Below are 16,676 nucleotides of genomic sequence, written 5' to 3' on the forward strand. Positions count from 1 at the left end.
CCTGTCTGCCCGGTCGTTAGACTGGCGGGGTGAGAATCGTCTTCGCAGGAACCCCCGCCGTGGCCGTGCCCGCTCTCGAAGCGCTGCTTGAGTCCAACCATGAGGTCATCGCCGTGCTCACCCGCCCCGATGCGCCTGTTGGGCGCAAGCGCGTGCTGACACCGAGCCCGGTGAAGGAGCGCGCCCTGGCAGCCGGGATCCCGGTGCTCGAGGCAGCCCGGCTGCGCGGGCAGATCCTCGACGAGCTCGACGCTCTCAACCCCGATGCCGTCGCCGTCGTCGCCTTCGGCGCGATCGCAGGCCCCCGCGCCCTGTCGATCAGCGCGCACGGCTGGTACAACCTGCACTTCTCCCTGCTGCCGCAGTGGCGCGGAGCGGCACCGGTGCAGCGGGCGCTCATGGCCGGGCAGATGTCCTCGGGAGTCACCGTCTTCCGCATCGACACCGGCATGGACACCGGCCCGGTGCTCGCCCAGCAGGAACTCGACCTGCCCTCAGCGCCGGCCGGTGAAGTCCTCGACTCCTACGCCCGCACCGGCGCTGAGCTGCTCGTCACCGCCTTCGACCAACTCGCCGACGGCACCGCCGAGCTCACCCCGCAACAGGGGGAGAGCAGCCATGCCGAGAAGATCATCCCCGAGGAAGCCGAACTGTCCTTCACCGCCACCACCGCTGAACTCGTCGCCCGCGCCAACGGCGTGACGCCGACACCGGGCCCGTGGGCGCTCATGGACGGCAAGCGCACGAAGCTCGCCGGCCTCACCGCGGCCGATGACCCCGGCAGCGCAGCCTGGCAGCAGCCCGGCCAGCTCGCCGCTGACGCCGACGGCTCCGTACTCATCGGCACCAGCGACGGAGCGGTCATCGTTGAACGGATCCAGCCCTTCGGCAAGGCGATGATGGACGCCGCCGACTTCCTGCGCGGCCGCGGCCAGGCCGCCTTCGACATCAGCGAGGAGCCCGCCGATGGCTGAGCCCAGCGGAGACCGCAAGCCCACCCCCGGCAAACCCGGCCCCGGCGTCAAACGCCGCCGCACCAGCCACGGCCGCACCCGCGTCAACCCCGGTAGGCGCATCGCCTTCGACGTGCTCATCGCCGTCGACGATGACGACGCCTACGCCAACCTGCTGCTGCCCCCGCGGCTCAGCCGCGCCGGACTCAGCACCGCCGACGCCGGGCTGGCGACCGAGCTGACCTACGGCACCCTGCGCGGCCGCGGCCTCTACGATGCGATCATCGCCCACGCCGCCGGCCGGTCCGTCAGCAAGCTCGACACCCCTGCCCGCAACGCCCTGCGCCTGGGTGCCCACCAGCTGCTGGAGATGAAGACTGCCGCCCATGCCGCCGTCAACGAAACCGTCGGTCTCATGCGTGCGACCCAGCACATGAAGGCCGCAGGGTTCGTCAACGCCGTCATGCGCCGCATCAGCGAACGCACCCGCACCGAATGGATCGACCTCGTCACCGACGGCGCCAGCGACGATGAGAAGATCGGGCTCGCCTACGCCCACCCGGCCTGGATCGTCACCGCACTGCGCGAATCGCTGACCGCCCACGGAAGGCATCCCGGTGAGCTCACCGCGCTGCTCGAAGCCGACAATGTGCCTGCCCGCGTGTGCCTGACAGTCCTGCCCGGCCTGGCCGACCGCGAGGTGATCGCCGCCGACTACGGAGAACCTACGACGCTGTCCCCGCTCGGCGTCGAACTGTCCTCCGGAGACCCATACGCGCTGCCCGAAGTGCAGGCCGGACAGGCTCGTGTCCAGGACGAAGGCTCCCAGCTCGTGGCCCTCGGCCTGACCGCAGCCCCGGCGCCTGAGGGCCCGGTTCTCGACCTCTGCGCCGGTCCCGGCGGCAAGACCGCCGTGCTCGCAGCCGAAGCAGCTGCCACCGGCACGCCGGTCGTCGCCTGCGACGTCTCGGCCCACCGCGCTGAGCTCGTCCGCGACTCCGTGCGCGCCATCGATGCAGACGTCACCGTCCTCACCGCCGACGGCCGCAGCCTGGCAGACGAGCACCTCGGCCGCTACGCGCGCGTGCTTGCCGACGTGCCCTGCACCGGCCTGGGTGCATTGCGCCGCCGACCCGAAGCGCGCTGGAGACGGCGAGCCGCCGACGTCGAGGCGCTGCAGCCGATCCAGCGCGCACTCCTGACCCGGGCGATCGAGCTCACCGCGCCTGGGGGAGTCGTGGCCTACACCACCTGCTCACCCCACTGCGGCGAGACGATCGACATCGTCACACAGGTGCTCACTGCCTCGGGCACGGACGTCGAGGCGCTCGACGCGCCGTCGATCCTCGCTGAGGTCACCGGCCGGGACGCTGCAGCGTTCGCCTCGGCGCGGATCGGGACCGGGCGGGCCGCGCAGCTGTGGCCGCACGTGCACGGCACCGACGGGATGTTCCTCGCACTGCTGCGCCGCACCGGCTGAAGCGCCGAGGCTCTATGCTGGGAGGGTGAGCATTCGCATTCATCCCAGCATCCTGTCCTGTGACTTCTCCCGCCTGTCTGAGGAACTCGACGCGATCTCGGCAGCCGATATGGCCCACGTCGACGTCATGGACAACCACTTCGTCCCCAACCTGACCTTCGGCCCTCCTGTCGTCGAGCGGATCCGCGAGGTCTCGCCGATCCCTATCGACGCACATCTCATGATCGAACAGGCCGACCGGCACGCCCCGGTCTACGCCGAGATGGGCTGCGCTTCGGTCAGCTTCCACGCTGAAGCCTCCGCCGCTCCCGTCCGGCTGGCGCGAGAGATCCGCGCACTGGGGGCGAAGGCCTCGCTGGCGATCCGCCCGGCCACCCCGATAGAGCCCTATATCGACCTGCTGGCCGAGTTCGACCAGATCCTCATCATGACCGTCGAACCCGGATTCGGCGGCCAGTCATTCCTCGATGTGTGCCTGCCGAAGGTCACCCGCACCCGCCAAGCGATCGAAAGCGCCGGACTCGAAGTCCAACTGCAGGTCGACGGGGGAGTCTCAGCCACGACCGTCGCCCGCGCTGTGGCCGCCGGAGCGAACGTGCTCGTCGCGGGCTCCGCCGTCTACCGCGCCGAGGATCGCACCGCAGCGATCGAAGAGCTGCGCGAACTCGCTGTCGAAGCCCAGCGTTGAACAGGCCCGTGGGCAGAGAATGCTGAAAAGGCCCGTGGGCAGAGAATGCTGAACAGGCACGCAGACAGAGAAGAGTTGCCGCGAATGTGAGCCAGAGCCTATAGTGCGACCAGGAGTACGTGCTCCGGGGTCGGTGAAAGTCCGAGCCGGCGGTGACAGTCCGCGACCCCCGTTCCGACGGGGCTGAACTGGTGGGATTCCAGTACCGACGGTGAAAGTCCGGATGGGAGGAAGCACGTCTGCGTCTGCGCAGCTGATGGCGATATGTGCCTGAGCCTACGCGGCGTCACCGCGCTATTCACGCGTCGCACCCCCGGAGCCTTGAGCGAAAGGTTTCGGAAAGTGGATATCATCTCGTGGCTCAATGCCCCGGTCTTCGAACTCATGGGCAAGCCCGTTCCCTGGTCCGATGTCATCGGCAATATCTGCGCGCTGGCAACGGTGTTCCTGGCGCTGCGGCGCAACATCTTCTCCTGGCCGGTGCAGATCACCGGCTCGTTGTTCCTGTTCTCCGCCAGCATTTCGGCAGGCCTCGGTGGCAACGCCGCCCGGCAGGTCGTCATCGTCGCCGCTGCGATCTGGGGATGGAGCCAGTGGAAGCGCTCCAGAGAAGAGTCCGGTGAGATCCGCGTGCGCTGGGCAACCTGGACCGAACGTCTGCTGCTCATCGCCGCACTGGCCGTCGGCACCGCCGGTTTCGGCTGGATCCTGGCGTGGGGCGACTGGTCGTGGAACCCGTACCCGGACGCCTACATCTTCATCGGCTCGCTTGTGGCGATGTACGCCCAGGGCCGGGCGATCGTCGAGTTCTGGTTCGTGTGGCTGGCTGTCGACCTCGTGGGCATCCCACTGGCCGTCATGGGCGGGCTGCTGTTCTCCGGCATCGTGTACTTCGTCTTCCTCATCATGGTCATCGCCGGCATCATCGACTGGGCGAAGAAGTCCAAGCAGACGATCGCATCGCCGAGCGAACCCGCACAGACGATCGCCGGTCACGGCGCCGGCGGCTGAGCGCCTTCGAACGTCGGGCTGACGTCGAGCCCGATCATGTACGTCAGCCCTCGGCATTGCCCTGAACCATCCCGACTGCGCGCCATCCCGCAGGAGGGCTCGCTCCCGAGGTAACGGCAGGAGGATTCGGTGGCCTGGGGTTGTGATCCTTCCGCCCCCTTCCTCCTGATCGCTGTTTCAAACGTCCTCGTCTGGATGCGCCGGGCGCCGGCCGCAACCGCCGGGACCGCTCTTTCCAGCGCCTGCGCTGGAGCCCTCGCCTCTGCTCTGTAGGACGGCGCCTGAGACTCCCTGCAGAGCGGTTCCGGTGGTGTATTACCCTGGCCGTGTGAAGACTTTCGAAGAACTGTTCGCAGAACTGACCGACAAAGCAGCCACCCGTCCCGCTGGTTCGTCCACCGTGGCCGAGCTGGACGCCGGGGTCCATGCGATCGGCAAGAAGGTCGTCGAAGAGGCCGCCGAGGTGTGGATGGCCGCCGAGTACGAATCCGATGCCGAACTCGCAGGCGAGATCGCCCAGGCGATCTACCACCTGCAGGTGATGATGATCGCCCGTGGGATCAGCCTCGACGACGTCTATCGCGAACTGTGAGCCGAAAGGAAGCTGTGAGCCGAGAAATCACCGACACCGGCCGCATCCCGGCGGTCCGGGCTGACGGCATGCTGCGCGTGGCTGTGCCGAACAAGGGCTCGCTGTCCGAATCAGCGACCACCATGCTGCGCGAAGCCGGCTACCAGGTGCGCACGACCTCCAAGCGACTCGTCCACCGCGACGTCGACGCCGGCATCGAGTTCTTCTACCTGCGCCCACGCGATATCGCCGTCTACGTCGGCCGCGGTCTCATCGACCTCGGCATCACCGGCCGCGATCTGCTGCTCGAATCCGGTGCCGACGCCGAGGAGACGCTGCCGCTGGGCTTTGCCCGCTCCCGCTTCCACTACGCCGGAGCCGAAGGCGCTTTCCACGAGATCGACGAACTCGACGGCCTCACCATCGCCACCAGTTACCCGACGCTGGTCGAACGCGACCTCAGGCAGCGCGGACTCAAAGCCCGGGTCATCAAACTCGACGGGGCCGTGGAGGTCTCGATCGAACTCGGTGTCGCCGACGTCATCGCCGATGTGGTCGAAACCGGCACCACGCTGCGGATGGCCGGGCTGCAGACCTTCGGCGAGCCGATCCTGCACTCCGAGGCCGTCGTCATCTCCAACCGGAAGTCGAACCCGGGCACCCGAAAGTTTCTGCGCCGGCTCGAAAGCGTCATGGTCGCCCGCGACTACGTCCTCGTCGACTACGACATCGCCGCCGAGCACCTCGCCGAGGCGACCGCGCTGACGCCCGGCTTCGAAAGCCCGACCGTCTCCGCCCTGCACGACAGCGACTGGTACGCCGTGCGCACTATGGTCGCCGCCCGCGACGTGCACAAGACGATGGACCAGCTCTACGAGGTCGGCGCCCGCGCCATCCTGGTGACGAACATTGGCGCCTGCCGCATCTGAGACCCGGCCATTCAGGCCCTATTTCACGAGGATCCTCACCGTGTTCCTCGCGATCACGATCGTCGTGTCCTTTGCACTGCTGAGCTGGGGGCTGACCCAGCTGCACTGGACCGGCTGGAAAACCCGCGACATCGTCTGGATGAATGCTCTGGGCGTGCTCTTCGGCGCCCTCGTCTGGCGCATCGGGGCGATCGCGGCATTCGTCACCGAGGAAGCGCTCATCGTGCGCAACATCTTCAGCACGACGAAGGTCGAATGGACGCGCATCCTCGCCATCAGCTTCCACCCGCGGGGTGGTGACTCGTGGGTCACCCTCGACCTGTCGGATGGTTCGACCCTGTCGGTGATGGCGATCCAGTCCGCAGACGGAGACCGGGCGCGCTACGCCTGCGAGCGGTTGCGTAGACTCGTGGACACATACAGCTCACCCGATGTGCCGGACAACTGAACCGGCCTGGCACCACCTGTGCAGACACGCGTCCGCGAGACGACAGCGCAGCGGCACCGGCACCTCGGGCACACTGAGACCAGCCGCCGGGCACGGCTGCCAACGGCCGAACGACGAAGGAGAACCGACCGACGATGAGCAGCACATCCGAGACCACCATCCGCCCCGGACCACTGTCCGGCTACACCGTCGTCGACCTCTCCCGCGCACTGGCCGGACCGCATGCCGGGCAGATGCTCGGCGACCTCGGCGCCCGCGTCATCAAGGTCGAGAACCCCGCCTCCGGCGACGACTCCCGCTCCTGGGGCCCGCCCTTCGTCGGGCCTGAGGACGATCCGCAGGCCACCTACTTCTTCTCCTGCAACCGCAACAAGGAATCCATCGCCCTCAACCTCAAGGACGACCGTGACAAGGAGGTCCTCGCCCAGCTCATCGAGCGCGCCGACGTGCTCGTCGAGAACTTCCGCGGCGGCGTGCTCACCCGCCTCGGATTCTCCACCGAACGCTGCATGGAGCTCAACCCGCGCCTCGTGATCCTCTCGATCACCGGCTTCGGACACGACGGCCCCGAGGCCGCCCGGGCCGGATACGACCAGATCGCCCAGGGCGAGGCCGGCCTCATGTCGCTGACCGGCTCCGCCCCCGATGACATGCAGAAGGTCGGCGTGCCGATCGCCGACCTGCTGTCTGGCATCTACGGCTCCTACGGCGTGCTCGCCGCCCTGCTCGAACGCGAGCGCACCGGCCGCGGCAAGGTGGTGCGCACCTCGCTCATCGCCGGCATGGTCGGTGTCCACGCCTTCCAGGGCACCCGCGCCACGATCGCCGGGGAGAACCCTGCACCCGGCGGCAACCACCACCCGTCGCTGTCGCCCTACGGCCTGTTCCACTGCAAGGGCGGGGCCGTGCAGATCTCGGTGGGCAACCAGAACCTGTGGCACAAACTCTGTGCCGCCTTCGACATCGACCCCGAAACTCAGGGTATGGCGACCAACGCCGAACGCGTCGCCAACCGCCCGGCAGTCATCAGCGTCATCGAAGAGCGCTTCCGCGACTACACCGCTGAAGAGCTGCTTGACAAGCTCGCCGATGCCGGCATCCCATCAGGCATCGTGCGCTCCCTGCAGGAGGTCTACCAGTGGGAGCAGGCGCTGTCGCAGGGACTGAAGATCTCCGTTGAGCACCCGGTGCTCGGCGAGATCGACCTGCCCGGCCCGCCGCTGCGGTTCTTCGACGCCGATACCGAAGGCGAAACCGAATCGACGCCGCGCGAGCACCTCGCCCCGCCGCTCCTCGACGAACACGGCGACGCGATTCGCCGCTGGCTGGAGGAGACGCCTTGAGCTCGCGGTTGAGCGCCCGGGAGCTGATCGATCTCGTCGTCGACGACGGCACCTTCATCTCCTGGGACGAAGAGCCGATCGAACCAGCAGACGGGATCTCCGAGACCTACGCCGCCGAACTCGCCGCAGCTGAGGAGAAGTCCGGTGTCGACGAGGCCGTTATCACCGGCGAGGGCCGCATCTACGGCCGCCGCGTCGCGGTCGTGGCCTGCGAGTTCCGGTTCCTCGCCGGATCGATCGGCGTCGCTGCAGCCGAACGGCTGTGCCAGGCGATCGAACGCGCCACCGCTGAGGGCCTGCCGCTGCTGGCCGGACCAGCCTCGGGTGGGACCCGCATGCAGGAGGGCACCGTCGCATTCCTCACGATGGTCAAGCTCGCCGCCGCCGTGAAGGTCCACCGCAAGGCCGGACTGCCCTACCTCGTCTACCTGCGCCACCCGACCACCGGAGGCGTGTTCGCCTCCTGGGGATCCCTGGGCCACTTCACCGTCGCCGATCGCGGCAGCCTCATCGGCTTCCTCGGCCCACGCGTGTACGAGCAGCTCTACGGCGAGAAGTTCCCCGACAGCGTTCAGACCGGCGAGAACCTCTACCGCAACGGGCTCATCGACGCCGTCCTCTCGCCCGAGCGGATCGCCTCGACGGTCAACATGGTCCTCAATGTGCTCATGGGCGCCCGCGAAGTCCCGGCACCCGTGCCGGATCCGCGCACCGAACCCGATCCGATGCCGGTCAACACCCACGCCTGGGACATCATCACCGCCTCCCGCCGGCCCGAACGCCCCGGTGTGCGCGAGCTGCTGCGCCATGGCGCCACCGATGTGCTGCCGCTCAACGGGACCGGCCAAGGCGAGAAGGACCCCGGTCTGCTGCTGGCCGCCGCCCGGTTCGGCACCGCGCCGTGCATCGTGCTCGGCCAGGACCGCAGCCGGCAGGCCGCCGGCGAGCCGATGGGACCAGCCGCCCTGCGCGAAGCCCGCCGCGGCATGGCGCTTGCCGCCGAACTGCACATCCCGCTCGTCACCGTCATCGACACCCCGGGAGCAGCACTGTCGAAGAGCGCTGAGGAAGGTGGGCTGGCCGGCGAGATCGCCCGCTGCCTGGCCGACCTGGTCACCCTCGACGCCCCGACCGTCTCCCTCATCATGGGCGAGGGGACCGGCGGCGGGGCGCTGGCACTCGTCCCAGCCGACCGGGTGCTCTCAGCCGAGAACGGCTGGCTGTCACCGCTGCCGCCCGAAGGCGCCTCGGCGATTGTCTACCGCGACACCGACCATGCCCCGGAGATGGCGCAGAAGCAGGGTGTGCAGGCCGAGATGCTGCTCAAGCACGGCATCGTCGACCGGGTCATCGCCGAGCAGCCCGACGCCGCGGACGAACCCGAGGCGTTCGTCACCCGGGTGGCGAAGACCCTGCAATACGAGATCATCACGCTGATGCGCGAACCCGCCTACCGGCGCGAGCACCGGCGCATCGAACGCTACCGCAGCCTCGGACTGTGAGAGGAGACCCACGAACATGACCCTTGCCGTGCGCGTCATCCCGTGCCTTGACGTCGACGCCGGCCGCGTCGTCAAAGGAGTCCGGTTCGAGAACCTGCGCGATGCCGGCGACCCGATCGAACTCGCCCGCCGCTACAGCGAACTCGGCGCCGACGAAGTCACCTTCCTCGATGTCACCGCCTCCAGCAGCGAAAGGGAGACCACCTACGAAATGGTCTCCCAGTGCGCGGAGACGGTGTTCATCCCGCTGACCGTCGGCGGGGGAGTGCGCAGCACCGACGACGTCGACCGTCTCCTGCGAGCAGGCGCGGACAAGGTCGGCGTCAATACCGCCGCCGTGGCCCGGCCCGAGCTCATCACCGAGATCGCCGAACGGTTCGGCAGCCAGGTCCTCGTCCTCTCCCTCGACGCCCGCCGGGTCCCGGCAGACCGGCCGGCCACCGCCTCGGGATTCGAGGTCACCACCCATGGCGGGCGCCGCGGCACCGGCATCGATGCCATCGAGTGGATCTGCGAGGCCGCCGAACGCGGGGCAGGGGAGATCCTGCTCAACAGCGTCGACGCCGACGGCACTCATGAGGGCTTCGACCTTGAGCTCATCCGCGCCGCCCGATCCGTCGTCGACGTCCCGCTCATCGCCTCGGGAGGAGCCGGGGAGCTCGAGCACTTCGCCCCGGCAGTCCACGCCGGCGCCGATGCCGTGCTCGCCGCCTCGGTCTTCCACTTCGGCACCTTCACGATCGCCGAGGTGAAGGACGCACTCGCCGCCGACGGGATCACCGTCCGATGACCGGCGTCCCGGACTCCAGCCTCGACCCGGCGATCGCCGCACGCCTCAAACGGGGCAGCGGCGGGCTCCTGCCGGTCGTCGTGCAGGAGGCGACGAGCCGCGAGGTGCTCATGCTCGCCTGGATGGACGACGAGGCGCTGGCTCGCACCCTGCGCACCGGCAGGGCGACCTACTGGTCGCGATCCCGCCAGGAGTACTGGGTCAAGGGCGAAACCTCCGGGCACACCCAGCGGGTCCGCTCGGTCGCTCTCGACTGCGACGCCGACACCATCCTGCTCATCGTCGACCAGGTCGGGCCGGCGTGCCATACTCAGACAGCCACCTGCTTCACCGGAAGGGAGCTCGATGCACATCTCGCCGACACGTGAGGAGTTCCGCGCCGCTGCCGCGCACCACCGGCTCGTGCCTGTCTTCACCCGCGTGCTCGCTGACGCCGAAACTCCGCTGAGCCTGTACCGCAGGCTCGCCGCCGGCCGCAGCGGAGCGTTCCTGTTCGAATCGGCCAGTCAGGGCCAGTGGGACCGCTATTCCTTCATCGGTCGCGACCCGGTGGCCACCCTGACCGAACAGAACGGCGAGCTGCTGTGGCTCGGCACCGCCCCGGCCGGAGCACCCACCAGCGGTGACGTGCTCACCGGTCTGCACGAGACGATGCGGCTGCTGTCCATCGAACGTCCGCATGCGGGCCTGCCGCCGATGATCTCCTCCTTCGTCGGCTACCTCGGCTGGGACTTCGTGCGCCGCACCGAACGCCTCGGACCCGGCCCCGATCCCGTCGACGCAGTACCGGAACTCAGCCTTTCGGTCCCCGGTGACGTCGCCATCTACGACCACTACACCTCCGAGGTGACCCTGGTCGCCAACGTCGTCAACGTCAACGGTCTCGACAGCGGCGTCGACGACGCCTACGACGCCGGCTGTCGGCGCATTGAGGCGATGCTCGCAGAGCTCGCCGCACCGCTGCCGTCCGACGTTGCCTGGTACGACCGCGCCGAGCCGAATGTCTCCTCGCGCACCGAGCGCGACGACTACCTGCAGATGATCGAACGGGCCAAGGGCAACATCGTCGACGGCGACGTCTTCCAAGTCGTGCTCTCCCAGCGTTTCGAAGCCGAGTGCACGGCCGATCCGCTCGATGTCTACCGGCTGCTGCGCACGTTCAACCCGAGCCCGTACATGTACCTGCTCGACGTGCCGACTCCAGACGGGAGCCCGATGACGATCGTCGGTTCCTCACCCGAAGCTCTCGTCACCGTCACCGACGGGAAGGTCGAGACGCATCCGATCGCCGGGTCCCGGCCCCGCGGCGCCACCGCCGAGGAGGACCGCCAGCTGGCAGCCGAGCTGCTGGCCGACGCGAAGGAGCGGGCTGAGCACCTCATGCTCGTCGACCTGGCCCGCAACGACCTCGCAAAGGTCTGCCGGCCCGGCAGCGTCGACGTCGTGGACTTCATGGAGATCGAGCGCTACAGCCACATCATGCACATCGGCTCGACTGTGGTCGGCACCTGCGATGACGACGCCGACGGCATCGATGTGCTGTGTGCGGTGTTTCCGGCCGGGACGCTGTCCGGGGCGCCGAAGCCGCGCGCCCTCCAGCTCATCGACGAGTACGAGACCGTTGCCCGCGGAGTCTACGGTGGAGCGGTCGGGTATCTGTCCTTCACCGGCGACCTCAACGTCGCCATCGCGATACGCACCGGAGTCATCCGCAACGGGCGCATCTCCGTCAGTGCCGGCGCCGGTGTCGTCGCCGACTCCGTGCCCGCATCGGAGGATCAGGAATCGCGCAACAAGGCCGCCGCCGTGCTGCGCGCCGCGGCAGCTGCGCAGACGCTCACGTGCCCGAGCGGGAGCGAATCCGAGGTCCTGCAATGACCCGATCCCGTGCCGTCATCGCGCTGCTCGCCGCAGCCGCCGTGCTGTGGATCGTCGGCTCCCAGCCGTGGTTCCAGGCCGCCGAGACCGCCGAACTCGCAGGCGTGAGCGCAGGATCGGCCGAGGCTCCAGAGAACTCGCCGGTGCTGCTCGCCTGCGCCGGCATCGTCGCCGTCAGCGGCCTGCTGCTCACCATGCTCAAGCGCATCGGCCGCTGGATCGTCACCGCCTGCGCGGCATTGGCCGGGCTCGGTTTCGCCGGCATGGCTCTGAGCGCGACACTCAGCAGCGCGCAGACGACGAACCTGCCGGCCCTCGGCATCGGCGCCGGACTGCTCGCCGCAGCTGCCGCAGTGTGGGCGCTGCTGCGTTCGGGCAGCTGGCAGACGACAGCGCGCTTCGAAGCCGACGCCTCCGAAACGGAAGCTGAAGACGATCACGGCGACCTCGACCCGACCCGTACCTGGGATGCGATCTCCCGAGGCGAGGACCCGAGCTGAGAACTGTGCCACATCGGTGGCGATCAGATGTCGGTTCGCGGGTCGGTTTCTGACCCGCCGCATCGACGTGAGAGAATAACCGTATACCGCGTGAGAACGAAGGAGAACCATGCCGAAGACCATTTCCCGCAATGGGGCATACGACCTCGACCGCTCGAGCATTGACTACGACTCAGTCAAAGATCCGGGCCACGGGAATACCGTTGCCGCCTGGACCGGAGTCTTCATCATCCTCGTCGGCTTCATCGTCGGATGCATCGGTGTCGTCGCCGAGACCCCGACGCTGCTCTGGGCCGGCCTCATCATCTGCGTCCTCGGTCCGATCGTCGGGCTTGTGATGCGTGCGGCCGGCAAGGGCGGGAAGAAGACCAAGGCGAAGGCGTGAGCGTTCTCTCCGACATCGTCAGCGGGGTGAAGGCAGACCTGGCAGAACGCCGGGCTGCCTGCCCACTGGCGGACATCGCCTCACGCGCCGCGGATGCACCCGCGGCGCTCCCGTTCCTGCCGCGTGCGGCCGACGACTTCAGCATCATCGCTGAGGTCAAGCGCTCGTCACCGTCTGCCGGAGCCCTGGCCGATATCGCCGACCCCGCCGGGCTCGCGAGCTCCTATGCCGCAGGCGGAGCAGCTGCGATCAGCGTGCTGACCGAGCAGCGCCGCTTCAACGGCTGCCTGGACGACCTCGACGCTGTCCGTGCTGCGGTGGACATTCCCGTGCTGCGCAAGGACTTCATGGTCGATGAGTACCAGTTCCACGAAGCCCGCGCCCACGGCGCCGATATCGTGCTGCTCATCGTGGCCGCGCTCAGCCCCGCACAGCTGCAGGAGTTCAGCGAACTGTCCGCCAGCCTCGGGATGGCAGCGCTCGTCGAGACCCACACTGCTGAGGAGATCGAGATCGCCGCCGACATCAGTCCCGTCCTCCTCGGCATCAACACCCGCAATCTCAAAGACCTCAGCGTCGACCTCAACCGCTTCGCGCCATTGGCCGAGCTCTGCCCGTCCGACACTGTGCTCGTCGGCGAATCCGGTGTCAGCGCGGCCGGTGATGTCGCCGCGTATGCTGCCCAGGGCGCCGATCTCGCACTTGTCGGCCAGGCGCTTGTCACCGGCGGGAAGCCGCGCGAGAACGTCGCCGATTTCACCGCGGCCGGACGGAAGGCGAAAGCCGAGCGCCGAGCCTCCTGACACCGCTTCGTCTTTGCGTCTCGATGGGAAAGGACCACATGGACTACGAACTCTTCTCCCCGCAGCACAGCGAACTGCCGCAGGGTCCCTACTTCGGCGACTTCGGCGGCCGGTTTGTGCCCGAGGCGCTCATCGGCGCGCTCGAAGAGATCGGTGAAGCCTTCGCCAAGGCGATCGTCGACCCGGAATTCGTTGCCGAGCTCCAGCGTCTCCACGCCGAATACACCGGTCGGCCGAGCCTGCTGACCGAGGCGCCGCGGTTCTCCGAGCACGCCGGCGGGGCGCGCATCTTCCTCAAGCGCGAGGACCTCAACCACACCGGCAGCCACAAGATCAACAACGTCCTCGGACAGGCGCTGCTGACCAAGCGGATGGGCAAGACCCGCGTCATCGCCGAGACCGGTGCCGGCCAGCACGGCGTTGCCTCCGCCACCGCCGCAGCACTGCTCGGGCTCGACTGCACCATCTACATGGGAGCCGAGGACTGCGCCCGCCAGGCGCTCAACGTCGCCCGCATGCGCCTGCTCGGCGCCGAGGTGGTTCCCGTCGAAGCCGGCACCCGCACACTCAAAGACGCAATCAACGAGACCTTCCGCGACTGGGTCGCCTCCGTGGAGACCACCCACTACCTCTTCGGCACCGTCGCAGGCCCCCACCCATTCCCATTCCTCGTGCGCGAGCTCCAGCGCATCATCGGCGTCGAGGCCCGCGCCCAGATCCAGGAGCAGACCGGCCGGCTGCCCGATGCCATCACCGCCTGCGTCGGCGGCGGATCGAACGCCATCGGCATCTTCCACGCCTTCATCGGCGACGAGGACGTTCGGCTCATCGGCTGCGAGGCAGCCGGGTCCGGCATCGCCTCCGGCCAGCACGCAGCCCCGCTCAACGACGGCCGCGTCGGTGTGCTGCACGGATCGAAATCGGTCATCATGCAGGACGAGGACGGCCAGACCCTGCCGTCGCATTCCATCTCAGCAGGACTCGACTACCCCGGTGTCGGCCCCGAACACGCCTGGCTGCAGTCGATCGGCCGCGGTGAGTACCGCCCATTCACCGACGACGAGGCCATGGCCGCCTTTCGTCTGCTGTGCCGCACCGAGGGCATCATCCCGGCGATCGAGAGCTCGCATGCTCTGGCCGCTGCACTTCAGGTCGGCCGCGAGCTCGGTGAAGGCGCGATCATCATTGCCAACCTCTCCGGCCGCGGAGACAAGGACGTCGACACAGCAGGGAAGTACTTCGGCTACCTCGACGCCCAAGCCGAAGAAGCTGAGACCGCAGAGCCCGTCGGGGCGCAGGACCCGGCTGAGGCCGCCGACACCGGCGACACCGCAGAGAGGAGCCGTTCGTGAGCACAGCTGACGTGCTGCGCGACTGCGCAGCAGACAACCGCGCCGCCTTCATCGCCTACCTGCCGGTCGGCTACCCGGACGTGCCCGGCTCGCTCGACGCGATGCGCGCCGTCGTCGCCGGCGGCGCTGACATCGTCGAAGTCGGCATCCCGTACTCCGACCCCGGGATGGACGGACCGACCATCCAGGCCGCCGCGGTCCAGGCGCTGCGCGGCGGGGTGCGCACCCGCGACGCCCTCACCGCTGTCGAGGCCGTCGCCGCGGCCGGAGCCACCCCCGTCGTGATGTCGTACTGGAACCTCATCTACCAGTACGGTGTCGAGGCGTTCGCCCGCGACCTCGCCAATGCCGGGGGAACAGGCATCATCACCGCCGACCTCACCCCGGATGAGGCCGGCGACTGGATGACGGCAAGCGAAGCGCACGGTCTCGACCGGATCTTCCTCGTCGCCCCGTCCTCCAGCCCCGAACGGCTCGCCTACGTCGCAGCCCACGCCTCTGGCTTCGTCTACGCCGCCTCGACGATGGGCGTCACCGGCACCCGCGCGCAGGTCGGCGCCTCAGCCGAGAAGCTCGTCGCCGACACGCGCGCCGCCGGCGCCGAACGCGTCTGCGTGGGACTCGGCGTCTCCAACCGGCAGCAGGCGGCAGAGGTCGCCGCCTACGCTGACGGCGTGATCGTCGGTTCTGCGCTCGTCGCCGCCCTGACCGAGGGCGGGCCAGCCGCCGTCGAAGCCCGCGCCGCCGAGTTCGCCGAGGGTGTGCGCGACCATGCCTGAACCGGTCACCGGTGCCGCTGCGCTCACCCCGCTGACTGCGGCGATCCCCTCACCGAGCTGGTCGGGATTCGAGATCGGGCCCTTCACCATCCACGCCTACGCGCTGTGCATCCTTGCCGGCATCGTCGCCGCCCTCATGCTCGCCCAGTACCGCTGGAAGCGGCGCGGCGGCAGTGAAGACGATCTGTGGAACATCGCCGTCTGGGCGATCCCGGCCGGCATCATCGGCGGTCGGCTGTACTACGTGCTCACTGTGCCCGGCCCGTACTTCGGGCCCAACGGCAACCCGCTCGACGCATTCAAGATCTGGCAGGGCGGTCTCGGCATCGGCGGGGCGGTCGCTCTCGGTGCGCTGACCGTGTTCCTCGTGTGCCGTCACTACGGCATCCGATTCACCTCATTCATCGACGCCGCCGCGCCCGGGCTCATCCTGGCCCAGGCCTTCGGCCGCTGGGGCAACTGGTTCAACCAGGAGCTCTTCGGTCGGCCGACGACCCTGCCCTGGGGCCTGCAGATCGACAAAGTCCTCAACGGCGCACCGAACCCCAACTGGCCTGACGCGGCGCTGCCTGCTGACACCCTGTTCCACCCGACCTTCCTGTACGAATCGCTGTGGAACTTCGTTGGCTGCCTGCTGCTCATCTGGTCGGCCAAGCGCTTCCGGTTCGGCCACGGTCAGGTCTTCTACGCCTACATCTGCTATTACACGATCGGGCGTCTGTGGATCGAGTCGCTGCGCATCGACCACTCTGAGTACTTCCTCGGCGTGCGCATCAACATGTGGTTCTACATCTTTGTCCTCTTCATCGGCCTGGCACTGTTCACGTTCTCCCGGATGCGCCATCGCGAACCGGCACCGGAGGTCTACACCGAACGCGGCCTGGCCCGCATGGCAGCCGCCCGCGCAGACAGCACGGACGCTGGCGCTGGCGAGCACCACCGCGGCGACGACCACCGGGGCGGCGGCAGCGGCACCGGCGGCTCCACCGCCTCGGGAACGGCCGGCGGCACCCGCGCGGCGGACACTGCCGGCCACGGCGACCACCGGAGCGACGACGAGGGCGGCAATCCGCTGACCGATCGCAGCTTCGGGTTCTTCGGTGCCGTCACTTCGGCGATTTCGATCGTCCCGCAGGTGCGCCGCCGCCCACACGAGGACGGGTCCACCAGCACCGACTGACCGGCCGTTGTGTCCGCCTGCTGGTCACAGCGCAGAAATTCGGACAGGATTGAAGGCAGGCCCGCAGACCCGGCTAGGCTGGTG

The 16,676-nt window shown here is 68.5% G+C and carries 18 protein-coding genes and 1 riboswitch; all 18 genes read left to right on the forward strand.

All coding sequences use genetic code 11. From position 1 onward, the window contains the following. The first annotated feature begins 29 nt into the window (after positions 1-29). On the forward strand, positions 30-974 hold the full coding sequence (gene fmt / locus M3B11_RS04550) for a methionyl-tRNA formyltransferase (RefSeq protein ID WP_259875574.1): 945 nt from the start codon (positions 30-32) through the stop codon (positions 972-974). Continuing rightward, positions 967-2,433 (forward strand): RsmB/NOP family class I SAM-dependent RNA methyltransferase, encoded by a 1,467-nt coding sequence (locus M3B11_RS04555; protein WP_259875575.1) that lies wholly within the window; start codon positions 967-969, stop codon positions 2,431-2,433. The genes fmt and M3B11_RS04555 overlap by 8 nt, the downstream gene beginning before the upstream one ends. A gap of 25 nt (positions 2,434-2,458) precedes the next feature. Next, the gene (rpe, locus tag M3B11_RS04560) at positions 2,459-3,121 is read left to right on the forward strand and encodes a ribulose-phosphate 3-epimerase (protein ID WP_259875576.1); all 663 of its coding nucleotides are present in this window, start codon (positions 2,459-2,461) and stop codon (positions 3,119-3,121) included. A gap of 115 nt (positions 3,122-3,236) precedes the next feature. Then, a riboswitch (FMN riboswitch) is annotated at positions 3,237-3,362 on the forward strand. A gap of 101 nt (positions 3,363-3,463) precedes the next feature. Further along, a complete protein-coding gene (locus tag M3B11_RS04565; protein WP_259875577.1) occupies positions 3,464-4,132 on the forward strand; it encodes a nicotinamide mononucleotide transporter family protein in 669 nt (222 codons plus the stop codon). 328 nt (positions 4,133-4,460) lie between these two features. Continuing rightward, positions 4,461-4,724 carry a phosphoribosyl-ATP diphosphatase gene (locus M3B11_RS04570; RefSeq protein WP_259875578.1) on the forward strand — a complete coding sequence of 88 codons (264 nt, stop codon included), beginning with the start codon at positions 4,461-4,463 and terminating at the stop codon, positions 4,722-4,724. A gap of 68 nt (positions 4,725-4,792) precedes the next feature. Continuing rightward, on the forward strand, positions 4,793-5,632 hold the full coding sequence (gene hisG / locus M3B11_RS04575) for an ATP phosphoribosyltransferase (protein WP_259875605.1): 840 nt from the start codon (positions 4,793-4,795) through the stop codon (positions 5,630-5,632). Between the two features lie 40 nt (positions 5,633-5,672). Beyond that, the gene (locus tag M3B11_RS04580; RefSeq protein ID WP_259875579.1) at positions 5,673-6,080 is read left to right on the forward strand and encodes a PH domain-containing protein; all 408 of its coding nucleotides are present in this window, start codon (positions 5,673-5,675) and stop codon (positions 6,078-6,080) included. Between the two features lie 134 nt (positions 6,081-6,214). Then, on the forward strand, positions 6,215-7,423 hold the full coding sequence (locus M3B11_RS04585; RefSeq protein WP_259875580.1) for a CaiB/BaiF CoA-transferase family protein: 1,209 nt from the start codon (positions 6,215-6,217) through the stop codon (positions 7,421-7,423). Beyond that, the gene (locus tag M3B11_RS04590) at positions 7,420-8,925 is read left to right on the forward strand and encodes an acetyl-CoA carboxylase carboxyltransferase subunit alpha/beta (protein WP_259875581.1); all 1,506 of its coding nucleotides are present in this window, start codon (positions 7,420-7,422) and stop codon (positions 8,923-8,925) included. Before M3B11_RS04585 ends, M3B11_RS04590 begins: the two co-directional genes overlap by 4 nt. A 16-nt stretch (positions 8,926-8,941) precedes the next feature. Next, positions 8,942-9,715 carry an imidazole glycerol phosphate synthase subunit HisF gene (gene hisF / locus M3B11_RS04595; protein WP_259875582.1) on the forward strand — a complete coding sequence of 258 codons (774 nt, stop codon included), beginning with the start codon at positions 8,942-8,944 and terminating at the stop codon, positions 9,713-9,715. Further along, entirely contained in the window at positions 9,712-10,083 is a 372-nt protein-coding gene (hisI, locus tag M3B11_RS04600; protein WP_259875583.1) for a phosphoribosyl-AMP cyclohydrolase, read from the forward strand. The genes hisF and hisI overlap by 4 nt, the downstream gene beginning before the upstream one ends. Beyond that, positions 10,061-11,593 carry an anthranilate synthase component I gene (locus M3B11_RS04605; RefSeq protein WP_259875584.1) on the forward strand — a complete coding sequence of 511 codons (1,533 nt, stop codon included), beginning with the start codon at positions 10,061-10,063 and terminating at the stop codon, positions 11,591-11,593. Before hisI ends, M3B11_RS04605 begins: the two co-directional genes overlap by 23 nt. After that, positions 11,590-12,093, forward strand: a complete 504-nt coding sequence (locus M3B11_RS04610; RefSeq protein ID WP_259875585.1) for a Trp biosynthesis-associated membrane protein — start codon at positions 11,590-11,592, stop codon at positions 12,091-12,093. Before M3B11_RS04605 ends, M3B11_RS04610 begins: the two co-directional genes overlap by 4 nt. 109 nt (positions 12,094-12,202) lie before the next feature. Further along, complete coding sequence (locus tag M3B11_RS04615) at positions 12,203-12,478, forward strand: HGxxPAAW family protein (RefSeq protein WP_259875586.1); 276 nt, start codon at positions 12,203-12,205, stop codon at positions 12,476-12,478. Then, positions 12,475-13,281 carry an indole-3-glycerol phosphate synthase TrpC gene (trpC, locus tag M3B11_RS04620; protein ID WP_259875587.1) on the forward strand — a complete coding sequence of 269 codons (807 nt, stop codon included), beginning with the start codon at positions 12,475-12,477 and terminating at the stop codon, positions 13,279-13,281. The genes M3B11_RS04615 and trpC overlap by 4 nt, the downstream gene beginning before the upstream one ends. A gap of 38 nt (positions 13,282-13,319) precedes the next feature. Then, positions 13,320-14,633, forward strand: a complete 1,314-nt coding sequence (gene trpB / locus M3B11_RS04625) for a tryptophan synthase subunit beta (protein ID WP_259875588.1) — start codon at positions 13,320-13,322, stop codon at positions 14,631-14,633. Further along, positions 14,630-15,412, forward strand: a complete 783-nt coding sequence (trpA, locus tag M3B11_RS04630; protein ID WP_259875589.1) for a tryptophan synthase subunit alpha — start codon at positions 14,630-14,632, stop codon at positions 15,410-15,412. The genes trpB and trpA overlap by 4 nt, the downstream gene beginning before the upstream one ends. Next, complete coding sequence (gene lgt / locus M3B11_RS04635; RefSeq protein ID WP_259875590.1) at positions 15,405-16,592, forward strand: prolipoprotein diacylglyceryl transferase; 1,188 nt, start codon at positions 15,405-15,407, stop codon at positions 16,590-16,592. The genes trpA and lgt overlap by 8 nt, the downstream gene beginning before the upstream one ends. Positions 16,593-16,676: the final 84 nt, after the last annotated feature.

It is taken from the genome of Brevibacterium sp. p3-SID960, from assembly GCF_025144725.1.
Taxonomy (GTDB): Bacteria; Actinomycetota; Actinomycetes; order Actinomycetales; family Brevibacteriaceae; genus Brevibacterium.

Bases quoted from the DNA above. Each gene is read 5' to 3' on its own strand.
- M3B11_RS04585 (WP_259875580.1), top strand. From the start codon at position 6,215: ATGAGCAGCACATCCGAGACCACCATCCGCCCCGGACCACTGTCCGGC.
- hisI (WP_259875583.1), top strand. From the start codon at position 9,712: ATGACCGGCGTCCCGGACTCCAGCCTCGACCCGGCGATCGCCGCACGC.
- M3B11_RS04615 (WP_259875586.1), top strand. From the start codon at position 12,203: ATGCCGAAGACCATTTCCCGCAATGGGGCATACGACCTCGACCGCTCG.
- lgt (WP_259875590.1), top strand. From the start codon at position 15,405: ATGCCTGAACCGGTCACCGGTGCCGCTGCGCTCACCCCGCTGACTGCG.
- M3B11_RS04610 (WP_259875585.1), top strand. From the start codon at position 11,590: ATGACCCGATCCCGTGCCGTCATCGCGCTGCTCGCCGCAGCCGCCGTG.
- M3B11_RS04605 (WP_259875584.1), top strand. From the start codon at position 10,061: ATGCACATCTCGCCGACACGTGAGGAGTTCCGCGCCGCTGCCGCGCAC.
- hisF (WP_259875582.1), top strand. From the start codon at position 8,942: ATGACCCTTGCCGTGCGCGTCATCCCGTGCCTTGACGTCGACGCCGGC.
- trpB (WP_259875588.1), top strand. From the start codon at position 13,320: ATGGACTACGAACTCTTCTCCCCGCAGCACAGCGAACTGCCGCAGGGT.
- M3B11_RS04555 (WP_259875575.1), top strand. From the start codon at position 967: ATGGCTGAGCCCAGCGGAGACCGCAAGCCCACCCCCGGCAAACCCGGC.
- hisG (WP_259875605.1), top strand. From the start codon at position 4,793: ATGCTGCGCGTGGCTGTGCCGAACAAGGGCTCGCTGTCCGAATCAGCG.